This is a genomic window from Streptomyces sp. NPDC005899 (assembly GCF_040629645.1).
Classification (GTDB): domain Bacteria; phylum Actinomycetota; class Actinomycetes; order Streptomycetales; family Streptomycetaceae; genus Streptomyces.
This window is the reverse complement of sequence record NZ_JBEXWB010000232.1, coordinates 1-10,378: the sequence shown is the minus strand read 5'-3', so window position 1 is coordinate 10,378 and position 10,378 is coordinate 1. Positions and strand designations below refer to the sequence as shown.

Sequence of the window (10,378 nt, the reverse complement as noted above, 5' to 3'; positions counted from 1 at the left end):
CGGACGGCCAGGAGGTGGAGCTCGCGACGATGTCGGATGACCCGGAGGGGACCTACGGCGCGTGGATCGCGGAGCTCGGTCTGAGCGAGGCCGGAGACGCCGCCGTCCGCACAGGCCGCCCGCGCCCTGCGGTCCACCTCCCGCTACGCGGACCCGGACGGCGGCGACAGTGACCTGCTCTTCCTCGATGTCGAACTCCTCGGCGCGGTGCGGGAGACGGGCGGCATCTGCTTGCTCGCGCTGTGCGAGGGAGGCGTCCGCGCCCGGCTCGCCGTCGCCGACGACCACCCCGCACTGGCCCACCGCGACAACCTGATGCTGCTGGCCACGGCGCCGGGGACACGACTGAGAATCGTCGGCCGCCTGGTGCCCGCCCTTCACCCACGGCTCACGCTTCTCGCCTGCTCGCACCCCACCGGCGAGGGCACGGTCGACCTCGGCCTCGACCGCCTGCGCCGAGCCGACCTCCCGGACCCGGCTGCTCCCGTGCACCCCGCCCCGCCACGACCCGAAGGGTCCACAGCGCACTCGCCCCTGTACCTTCTGGAGCGCCGGGTCGAGCAGACGGTCACGGCGGGCCGCGCTGCCCTCGGCATGCTGGGCGACGTCACCGCCGAGGCCCGCCGCATCCGCCGCGCGGGACTCCCCACGGCCGCCGGCCTCCTCACCGCACTGTGCGCCTCTGCGGCCCGACGCTATCGCGACCTCTTCGGCCGCCTCCTCCCTGCCGACACGGACGGCTTCGCCGCCCACTGGCTCGCGGCCGCCCGCTACGCGGCCGCCGTGGCCGAGTCCCTGTGCGCGGCGTCCTGGGAGCCGGCGCAGGACGTGGTGCCGGTCCGCCGGCTCAGCTGAAGTCTGGCTTCTCATGCTGGTCATAGCGGTTGCCCCACTTGGATGCCCACGCACGAGAGACGCCCATCTCAGCGGCCACGCGTGCGACGGGACGGGTAAGCAGCGTCGGACCAGCCGCCGACCGCTTGCGCAGGACAGGGGTGCGCTGCGATGAGTGATCCGCGTCAGTGTGCACCAGGGCGCATTGCAGCCGCGGTGTCCGCCGCTACGGTGAGCGCGTCGGTGAGCGGTCGGTCGAGCAACTGCACGAGATCAGGGCTGGAGTTGCTCAGCAACCCATGGCGGACGCTGGTGGCGATCGAAGCGAGCATCGGCGGCTGGAACGGCAGCAGCGCGTCGTCAGCGAGAAGGCGGGCGCGGTACGCGCCGAGCCCGATCGTGCGGTGGGTGATGTTCAGACGTTCGGCGACGTCGCCGGCGGTGATCGGATCGCCCACCAGGTCATAGGTCTTGTCAGTGTGCGCGGTCGGGTGGGCGGCAACAACGGCTGCGGCTGCGGCCAGATCCGCCCGAGCCACCGCGGAGAGAGCGCCATCGCCGAAAGCTGACTCCAGGCCATGGGGTGTCCACGTCAGCAATGCTCCGAAGAGCTCGGCGTAGAGCCCGTTGCGCAAGATCGCCCAGCCAAGGCCGCTGGCCTTGACCAGGTCCTCGGTGACGCGGTGGGCGAGCGCGAACCCGAGGTGATCGCCAGCGCCGGTCAGACTGGTGTAGATCACGTGCGCGACGCCGTCGCGCACTGCAGCGTCGAGAAGAGCACGGTGACGAGTGATGACCTGATCGTCCTCGGCATACCCGGCCGAGACCAGGACCAGCGTCGAGACACCGGTGAGGTCCAGGCTGGTGGGATCGTCGAAGTCCAGGTGGCGCTGCCCGTCGGAGGGTGTTCGGCTGCCGGCCAGGGCGGGCACCTTCCGGTCGGCCAGCTCCTGGAGCGTGAGGGAGGCGAGCTGTCCGTTCGCGCCGGTCACCATGATCATTGGGATTCGATCTCCTACCGTGGTTCTCTTCAGTAACTACGGGCGATCCTGAACCGGCCGCCCCCGTTCCACAAGGAGGCAGCTTCATGTCAGTGAGGCACACCGATGTAACCGCTGGACCTGCGGAGCTGGAACCGTGCGGGCAGCCGGACCACCCCGACTGCGGTATACGTGACGTGCTCGACCGCGTGGGCGACAAGTGGTCGGTTCTCGTGATCGTCGAACTCGCGAACGGGGCGCGGCGCTTCCGGCAACTGCAGCGCGCCATCGCCGGGATCTCCCAGCGCATGCTGACGCTGACGGTGCGCCGGCTGGAGCGCGACGGGCTGGTCCTGCGGACCGTTTATCCGACCGTGCCCGCCCAGGTCGACTACCGACTCACCGAGACCGGCACGAGCCTGACCCACCTCGTCAAGGCACTCGCCGACTGGTCACTCGAACACCGGGACCCCATCGCCCACGCCCGCCGGGATTACGATGCGAAGCATCCCGACAACGAGATCCGATGACCGTCGGCGTGAACAATGCTCGTGAGCGATACACCTAGGTGTACATCTGTGACGGCGTAACCACGCGACCACGCGGACCGGGCGTCCTCGGATGAGACGGGGGTACGTCGCTTCGCACCCCATCCGTAACCCCGTGACGCCCCGCAGGCGTGGACCGACTCCTCGGCCTCACCAGCACCACCGTCCAACGCCTCATGAATCGGCAGATACACGCGCAGCACGGGTAAAAACGATCCTTGAGTGCCTCTTTGCGGCTATCCGGTGTGGGGCTCCGTGCCGGGTAGTCAGACCGAACCGGTTTGTCTACTGTGGCTACCTCGTGAGGCGTGCGCCGGTCGGGCTGCGCCGCGTGAGGCGAGAGAGGGAACACTGTGCTCACAGGATTACGTCAGCGGTCGAGATCCGCTTCGCTCGTCGAGAGCCAACGGCCTCGGCGCCGCGCGCGGAACGCCGTCCTGGGTTCGCTCACAGCTGTATTCACCGCGCTGGTCTTCGCTGCAACGCACACCGCCGCATACGCAGGAGGGCCCTACCTGTGGGCGCACGACGGTCACGTAGGTAAGCGCCTCACTGTCTGCGCGGTGACGCTGGATGTCCGGAGTTCGTACGGCGGCACGGCCTTCGCCCATCTCAATCAGGGGGAGACGTTCACCATGCACCAGAACTACGCGGAGTTCGGCAGTGAGTATGTGCGCGGTTTCGCCTGGGGCACCGTCAACGCGGAAGGGTATGTGCAGAACGGCTGGTTCTGCTAGGGAGCGACCACCAGGCCGGTGAGCGCCTGCACGGACGGCGTCCCCAGCTACCCCCATCGGCGTGGCCGTCAGCTCCCTCTCCGCGCCAATGGATGTCGCGGGCTCGGTAGGCCGGTAGCAGGTGGCCCCAGGGACCAGGACAGTGAGCATCGTCTTGAGATCGTGCAGAACTGCGCACTGTGGGGGCGGTGGCGCCATCGCCTCTGCGGCACTTGCAGCTTGCCTCTATGCCCCTTGTGCACCAGCAGTCCCGCTCGGGGAGCGGCCATGGGGCCCCCGAGCACTGCGGCAAGTCATCATCCGGGACTGTCGGGCATTGACCTGCTGAGGAAAGGCGGCATCGGCCGTTCGCTCTCCGACCCTCGTGTGGGGCCTTCGCCGGTCATGCATGAGGTAGCCGTCGCGGCGAGAGCCTTGGCCTGGTGCCGGTCGAGTTGTCATGCGTGGCGGCTGTCGGCGACGCGGGCGGTACTGGAAGCCCGGCTCGCTGTGCGGGGGAGGGGACTGTGCGCGTCCGAGGCGGACCAGACCTGGCGCCAGGCCCTCTACCTGGGTCAGGCTCGCTGATCTTCTGTCACGGGCAGACACTCGGCGAGCAGGTCGACGATGTCGCGCCAGGCTCGCTGAGCGTGCTGTGGGTGGTAGCCGACGCCGGGGGCCGTGGGGTGGTCCACCGGCGGGTGGTGGAAGGCGTGCAAGGCGCCGCCGTAGACCGTGAGGCGCCAATCGACGCCTGCGGCCTGCATCTCGGCCGTGAAGGCGTCGCGTTGTGCGGGCGGCATGATCGGGTCTTCCGACCCGACGCCGGCCCACACCGGGCAGCGAATACGCGCTGCCTCGCCCGGTCGGCCCGTGATGGTCGCGTTGACTGTCCCGATCGCGCGCAGGTTGACGCCGTCGCGCCCGAGTTCCAGCCCGACGGCGCCTCCGGTGCCGTAGCCGATGGCGGCGATGCGGTCGGGGTCGGTCCGCGATTCGTTGCGCAGGACGTCGAGTGCCGCATGGCCGATGCCCCGCATCCGATCGGGATCCGAGAGCAGCGGTAGGCAACGGGCCAGCATCTCGTCAGGGTCACCCAGATAGCGCCCGCCGTGAAGGTCGAAGGCCAGCGCTACGTATCCCAGCTCGGCGAGAGCATCGGCCCGGCGGCGCTCGACGTCGCTGAGTCCCACGCCCTCAGGTCCGAGCAAAACGGCGGGTCGGCGGTCGGCGCCGGCCGGGAGCGCGAGGTGCCCGATCATCGTCAGACCGTCGGCCGGATACTCGACCGTGCGCGTTGTAATCGTCGTCATGAGACTGGACTGTAGTGATCGGCGAGCCCGATCCGGCCGGTGTTCTGCCGCCGGCAGAACGCACGTGTCCTTCTGAAATACGAAGCCGGGTGCTCAAAACCGCAGTACCAGACCTACCAAGGCGTCGCAGACTCTGCGTACGACCGTGCCACTCCCCAACACCTTCAGCGTCATAGCCGCGGACGGAAAGTCGAGGCGGTGGGCTCGGCCCCTGCTTGTCGCCGCTGCCACCGGCGGTGGCGCCGGGACGCCTGCACGTTCCGGCGTCACCGACATCCCCGCCGCACCGGGACCCGCCGTCGGCGCCGTACGCGTTCAGCCCTTCACCGGATCGCTGCCCGCCTCCTTGACCAGGCGGTCGCCCACGGCGACCGACTTCCAGAGCCGACGGTCGACGCGGACTCTCAGGGACTCGCCGTCGGTCCGGCGGACCTCGACGAAGTGGTACATGTTCGAACCGTCGAGCATGCCCCGCGACTTGTCCTCTATGACACCCTCCCAGGCGTCGTCTCGTCCCGATGTGTGTGATGTGACCATGGAACGAGTCTACGAACGACGGCGGCCGGCACGGCAGAGCGAGGAGTCCTGTCCTGCGTGGGACGGGTGTCGTGCGCCCGGCCGGACAGATGTCCCATCGGCCCTGAGCGACCGGGAACGGCGCGTCAACTCCGCTATGCCGACGGCGAAGCATCAGCCCACAGGCGCGAAAACCGTGCTTGAGTCGCCTGATGGAGATTCTGGTTCTGGGCGGAACAGCGTGGGTGGGCCGTGAGATCGCGCGGCAGGCACTGACGCGCGGGCACCGGGTGACCTGTCTGGCCCGGGGGGAGAGTGGCGACGTGGCGGACGGCGCAGCGCTCGCCGTCGCCGACCGGCGCGATCCGTCGGCGTACGAGGGCCTCGCGGACCGGGATTGGGACGCCGTGGTCGAGGTGTCGTGGCAGCCGGGGTTCGTCCGGAGGGCTCTGGCGGCCCTCGGTCACCGGGCGGCGCACTGGTCGTACGTCTCCTCGATCAGCGCCTACGCCACGCACGCGCGGCCCGGTGCGGACGAGACGACGGAACTTCTCCCGGCGACCGGGCGGGAGGAGGCCGGACCCGAGCAGTACGGTGAGGCCAAGTCCGCCTGCGAGCAGGCGTCCACGGCCGCGGTCGGCGACCGGCTCCTCATCGCACGCGCCGGACTGATCGGCGGCCCCGGCGACCACAGTGGACGCACCGGGTACTGGGTCGGGCGCTCGGCGCGCGAGCCGCTGGCACCTCTGCTCGTGCCGGCCCCGGACGGCGTCCTGACGCAGGCCGTCGACGCCCGGGACCTCGCGGCGTGGCTGCTCGACTGTGCCGAGAAGGGGACGACCGGCACGTACGACGCGGTCGGCCCCGTGCTGCCCTTCGCGGAGTGGGTCGCCCTGTCGCGGGAGGTCGGCGGCCACACCGGGCCCGTCGTGCAACCGGACGCCGACTGGTTGCTCGGGCAGAAGGCCGCGCCGTTCATGGGCCCGGAGTCGCTCGCGATGTGGATGGCCGACGCCGACTGGGCCGGTTTCAGCGCCCGCACCGGCGCCGCTGCCCGGGCAGCCGGTCTCCGGCACCGCCCCCGCACCAAGATGCTGGAGGACACGCTGCGCTGGGAGCGCGAGCAAGGTCTGGACCGCCCCCGCCGGGCGGGCCTCAGCGCCACGCGCGAACGTGAGCTACTGGAGGCGTGGCGTGTCGAATCAAGGAGGTGACACCTTCCTGGGCTCCCCGCAGAACCTTCGACGCGGCCCTCTGCGCTCTCGACAACGTGATCCGCTTCTACGACACGACCGAGCTCTCGGATCTGGCACCGCAGCCCGGCGGCCACCACCATCCACTCCGCTAAACGCGATCACCACCACCCTGAGGCGTCGTGAGCTCGCAGGCGCCACGGCAGCTCACGCTGCTGCCGAACTCGTCGGCGGATCGGCGGATCTGATCAGGTTTGAAAGGGCTGTGATGGAACAGACGAGGCGTTGACGCAAACTTTATCTTCGCTGGTAGGAGTACTTCATGGGCATCATCGCGTGGATCTTGATCGGGCTGTTCGCGGGGATCATCGCCAAGATGCTGATGCCGGGCAAGGACCCGGGCGGCATCATCGTCACGATCCTCATCGGGATCGCGGGCGGTCTGCTCGGCGGATGGCTCGGCAAGGTCATCTTCGGCGTCGACTCCATCGACGGCTTCTTCGATATCTCCACCTGGCTCGCCGCCATCATCGGCTCCGTGATCCTGCTGGCCCTCTACCGGATCATCACGGGCAACCGGCGACACGCCTGATCCCCTTCCCCGGCTCAGCAGCGCACATGTGCGCAGGAACGGCTCCCCCTCCAGGAGGGCGGAGCCGTTCTCGTACGGTTGCGGCTGCCCAGGATCCGGCGTTCGGAGCAGGTCGCAGGAGTGTCGGCCGCGCATGGTCGGCGTACGACAGGGCCTGGTGCGGGCAGCCGCGAGCGGAGGAGGGAAGCGACGCTGAGCGTCGCCGACCGACCACGATGCGAATGTGGCCCCTCTGTTCGAAGATCTCGGCGATGGTGCCAGACGCCGCGTTTGAGGGCTGATCCGAACGACAGACCCTAGATTCCCAGTCCTACACCTCCGCTGCCGTTGAGTTCGTTGGCGGGTGGGTAGAGGATCTTGTGGCGCAGGTCCTGCGGCATGCTTGGGCTGTCCGTTCCGATGCCGGCCACACTCAGCAGGGCGGTGGCGTGCTCGGGGGGTTCGGGATCGACGACCAACCGAAAACGGCCGCCGCGCCGGGCAAGGTAGCCGACCACGACACCGTCATGACCCGTCACCGACCGTGGCACCGCACGCACAGCCCTGTACACCGCGGGGCCGATGAGCAGCAGACCACCGCTGACCAGCACCGCGACCGGTGCTCCTGATGCTCCTTCCGTCCACCCGATGACCGACGCGACCAGCAGGTTCGCCACACTCAACAGCAGAAACAGCAGAGCCTCCAGGGCGTTGGTCAGGGTCCGGCCCAGTTGCTCCTCCGTCACCATCCGCAGCGCCGCGAGCCTGGCGGTGGCCTGCCTGACCGCTGCGGACTTCGCCGCGACCCTGATCGCGCGGGCCGGGTCGTGTTTGCGCCAGGCGGCCATCGTCGCGTCCTCCACCGCATCACGAGGGGTGTAGTCAGTGACCGGCGGTGTCCGGACATCATCCGGTGACGAGCCGAGGAAGACGCGGGAGAGCGCCGTCAGCACCACCCGTTCCCGGCTGCCCAGGGCCGCCCACTCATAGAGCGTCACCCGTAACTCCTCGACCGGAGCCTCCCTCGGCAGACGGCGGATACGGTGCGCAACGCTAAACGTGTACGCCACACAGACGGCCTCCATCAGACCGGCCATCGCGGACAAGATTATCCAGACCATTTGCTCCCCCTGGGCCTGCGGCACTCGTCCGTACAGAGTGACAGAGTCAGGACATTGGGCCAACGTCTCCACAGGCCTTCAGGCCCGGATGCGGCCCAACGTCATCGACAGCCCGTGGAAGGGCAGCGCAGGACGCGGGTAGGAGGCGCATGGTCAGGCGTTCCAGTTGAACCCTGTCGTCGTGTCATGGCCCGGATGCGGCTCTTGGGCTTCGCTTCCTTCAGCCTCGGTGAGACGCTGCAGGAAGTGTCGCCCGAATCGCGTGGGTACCCACTTTCCTGCTCCGCCTGCGCCCGGGGGGATGTCGTCCGCGATGTTCGCGTCCCAGGCGCCGGGGCTGCCGTGCAGGCGTGCGAGTCCGTGAAACTCCAGGGGCCTCAAGAGAGGTTGCAGGATGCCTCGGCCGGCGAAGTAGTCCCCGATCTCCTCTGCCAGCTCCATCTCGGTGGCACCGTCGAGTGTTCCTGGGCTCGCCACGGTGCGGCGCTCGATCGTCCTCAGGAGAAGCACGTGAGGCGCTTCCAGTCTCCGTACGGCCTCGATGAAAAGTTGCTCTTCATCGATCCGGGTTGGTTCTTCCTCTCGTGCTGCCGCCGCGAGGGCACGGCCCAGGAGCCGGATCTTGTCGTCGTACGCCGTGGCTTTCGCGCCCTCGACGGCGCTGACAAGACAGAGGAGGCGGCGGGGGTCGGAGGCGAGTTCGTCGACGAACTCGTCCGCGGGCAGGTGAGCAGCGGACGCGCCTTCGTCCAGCATGGTCTGCACGTTGCTGTCGCTCTGGCGGCGGAACCGCTCGTCAGCGAACTTCAAAGCTCGTGCGACCGGTGGGGTGAGGAACGCGGCGGCGACTCCCCCCACGTCACCCAGAGGCAGGGCGAGCGCGGCCACGCCGGCTCCGGCGACCATTTCGTACGTGGCGTCGTCGGGAACCCGTCGTGGCGCAGGCGGTGCAGGCGTTGCGTGAGGTGTATTCCCATGTTCATCGGTCACCAGAGGACGGTAGCGATCGACTTCCTGGCCGGGTGGCCCTTTGACAAGATCCATGTCGGCATTGTTCATCGGCACTGAGGTCGAGGCCGCTTGCGGCATGGATGCAAGGTGTCCCCGGCCTTCACAACGCCAGGCAGAGCACGGGAAGACAGCTGCATTCGCCACGCCCCAGGCGATGCGAACCTTTACCTCCGGCTTCACCGAATCCGGGCAATTCGCTCGGGGCCGGCGGCCCACGACATGCGGCCGCGCGTCTGTTTGACTCCCACGCCATCAGAGCTTCCGACGCCCAGTTCCGGGAAGTCATCGTCGAAGGCCACCGAGAACGGAACTTGAAGGACGGCGACCGCCGCGTCGCAGCTCTGGAGATGCGCCCCCGGAAGTCGCCCGTGCATACGCCGAACTCGCGCTGGTCTGACTCCGCCTGGGATCCCCGACAGGCTACGGAGGGGGGATAGCACCTCTGCGAGCAGCGTGGCCCGACGTGCCGGGGACGGCTCGGTCGCCGCCTTTGAGTCCGGTCCCTTCCCGGAGAGCCGCCTTACATTCGGACAACCCGCGTGTCGGAAACGACACGCCGCAGTGATACATCACAATGTATGTCTGTAGGCGACTACACCGCACGGGTTCTGGCCAACCAACAGGGAACCCGACGGCACCTCACGAGAAACCAGCAGTCGACCCCCGCCAACCACGCTCCAGAGGCCGGGCATGCGGCGAACGCGGCCATAAGGACCTGAGTGTTCCTCAGCTGTCAGCACCCGCCCGTGCACTTCCGACACGCAGAAGGAGCCCTGTCACCTCGACACGGTTCTCTAGGCCATGGGTCGAGAGGGCTCCTTGTGCGGTCCACCATCGCAAGACGAGAGGACTCGCATGGAGGGTAACGCGAACAACCCCCGCAAGCCCAGGAAGCTTCGAGACAGGCGCCACACCACCATCACGCCCAACCTGCGGAAATGGCTGGTCAAGCCGAGGCCGAACGTCTCCAACAGCTTCATGTGCGGCGTGGCGAACCGGGCCGGCGACTTCGCCACCAGCCTGATCGTCGCCTGGCTCATCACCCGCAGATAACCGCCCCTGAGCAGTCGGCCCCCACTACCTGCTGGTGGGGGACCGACGCACGGTTCTCCCCTGCTCATGCCGTCGTTCGTCCTCAGACGCGGATCCCCGAGTTGGGTTACGAGCTTCACGACGACACCTTCGAGAAGGGGTCTGTTGCCGGGCTCGGTAAACCGGCGGCCTCAGGTGAAAGTGCCTTCGACGTAGTAGTAGTGGGCGCTATTCCGCTTAACAGTAGAGCACCGTGCACCTGGTGCGCTGACCAGCGGCGGCCGGGGTGGGAGTGCTGCCCCTCGAGATGGAGGCCACAGTGGTGTGCATCGGGTGGGTGGACTCCACTCAGGCGCGCCCCCCGTTGGGCTTGATCCGCTTTGACGAACATTCGAGATCTGGGGTTCAGCCCCGGGAGGATGTCCATCATGGAGAGCATGGGGAAGAGGAAGCCTCGCCGCCCTCGTCGTTCGTTCACGCCGGAGTTCAAGGCCGAGATCGTCGGGCTGTGCCGACGGGGTGACCGCTCGGTCGGTCAGGTCG

The 10,378-nt window shown here is 68.3% G+C and carries 11 protein-coding genes and 2 pseudogenes; 7 read left to right on the top strand and 6 right to left on the bottom strand.

Going from position 1 to position 10,378, the window contains the following annotated elements; genetic code table 11:
• Positions 1–93: 93 nt before the first annotated feature.
• Positions 94–855 (top strand): annotated as a pseudogene (locus ABZ371_RS22790) (hypothetical protein); the annotation flags it as partial.
• 13 nt (positions 856–868) lie between these two features.
• On the opposite strand, the pseudogene ABZ371_RS22785 reads toward ABZ371_RS22790, so the two are convergent.
• Both ABZ371_RS22785 and ABZ371_RS22780 read right to left on the bottom strand, forming a co-directional pair.
• Positions 869–1,014 (bottom strand): annotated as a pseudogene (locus ABZ371_RS22785) (leucine zipper domain-containing protein); the annotation flags it as partial.
• 5 nt (positions 1,015–1,019) lie between these two features.
• Positions 1,020–1,835, bottom strand: a complete 816-nt coding sequence (locus tag ABZ371_RS22780) for an NAD(P)H-binding protein (protein ID WP_358682677.1) — start codon at positions 1,833–1,835, stop codon at positions 1,020–1,022.
• A gap of 86 nt (positions 1,836–1,921) precedes the next feature.
• Between ABZ371_RS22780 and ABZ371_RS22775 the strand changes: the two genes are divergently transcribed.
• Together ABZ371_RS22775 and ABZ371_RS22770 are read left to right on the top strand one after the other, a co-directional pair.
• Positions 1,922–2,344, top strand: a complete 423-nt coding sequence (locus ABZ371_RS22775) for a helix-turn-helix domain-containing protein (RefSeq protein ID WP_358682675.1) — start codon at positions 1,922–1,924, stop codon at positions 2,342–2,344.
• 581 nt (positions 2,345–2,925) lie between these two features.
• Positions 2,926–3,099 (top strand): hypothetical protein, encoded by a 174-nt coding sequence (locus tag ABZ371_RS22770; RefSeq protein ID WP_358682673.1) that lies wholly within the window; start codon positions 2,926–2,928, stop codon positions 3,097–3,099.
• A 554-nt stretch (positions 3,100–3,653) separates the two neighbouring features.
• Here the strand turns inward: ABZ371_RS22770 and ABZ371_RS22765 are convergent.
• Together ABZ371_RS22765 and ABZ371_RS22760 are read right to left on the bottom strand one after the other, a co-directional pair.
• Entirely contained in the window at positions 3,654–4,391 is a 738-nt protein-coding gene (locus ABZ371_RS22765) for a dienelactone hydrolase family protein (RefSeq protein WP_358682671.1), read from the bottom strand.
• Between the two features lie 315 nt (positions 4,392–4,706).
• A complete protein-coding gene (locus ABZ371_RS22760; RefSeq protein WP_358682669.1) occupies positions 4,707–4,928 on the bottom strand; it encodes a hypothetical protein in 222 nt (73 codons plus the stop codon).
• Between the two features lie 191 nt (positions 4,929–5,119).
• Here ABZ371_RS22760 and ABZ371_RS22755 point away from each other — a divergent pair, with 191 nt between their 5' ends.
• From ABZ371_RS22755 to ABZ371_RS22745, 3 genes are all read left to right on the top strand, one after another.
• Positions 5,120–6,121 (top strand): NAD-dependent epimerase/dehydratase family protein, encoded by a 1,002-nt coding sequence (locus tag ABZ371_RS22755; RefSeq protein ID WP_358682667.1) that lies wholly within the window; start codon positions 5,120–5,122, stop codon positions 6,119–6,121.
• On the top strand, positions 6,118–6,255 hold the full coding sequence (locus ABZ371_RS22750) for a hypothetical protein (protein ID WP_358682665.1): 138 nt from the start codon (positions 6,118–6,120) through the stop codon (positions 6,253–6,255). The genes ABZ371_RS22755 and ABZ371_RS22750 overlap by 4 nt, the downstream gene beginning before the upstream one ends.
• A gap of 167 nt (positions 6,256–6,422) precedes the next feature.
• A complete protein-coding gene (locus ABZ371_RS22745; RefSeq protein ID WP_358682663.1) occupies positions 6,423–6,692 on the top strand; it encodes a GlsB/YeaQ/YmgE family stress response membrane protein in 270 nt (89 codons plus the stop codon).
• A gap of 296 nt (positions 6,693–6,988) precedes the next feature.
• Here the strand turns inward: ABZ371_RS22745 and ABZ371_RS22740 are convergent, their stop codons facing one another.
• Positions 6,989–7,768, bottom strand: coding sequence for a hypothetical protein (locus ABZ371_RS22740; protein WP_358682661.1), 780 nt, complete (start codon positions 7,766–7,768; stop codon positions 6,989–6,991).
• 177 nt (positions 7,769–7,945) lie between these two features.
• Positions 7,946–8,836 carry a hypothetical protein gene (locus tag ABZ371_RS22735; protein WP_358682659.1) on the bottom strand — a complete coding sequence of 297 codons (891 nt, stop codon included), beginning with the start codon at positions 8,834–8,836 and terminating at the stop codon, positions 7,946–7,948.
• Between the two features lie 822 nt (positions 8,837–9,658).
• Here ABZ371_RS22735 and ABZ371_RS22730 point away from each other — a divergent pair.
• Positions 9,659–9,856, top strand: a complete 198-nt coding sequence (locus ABZ371_RS22730; RefSeq protein ID WP_358682657.1) for a hypothetical protein — start codon at positions 9,659–9,661, stop codon at positions 9,854–9,856.
• Positions 9,857–10,378: the final 522 nt, after the last annotated feature.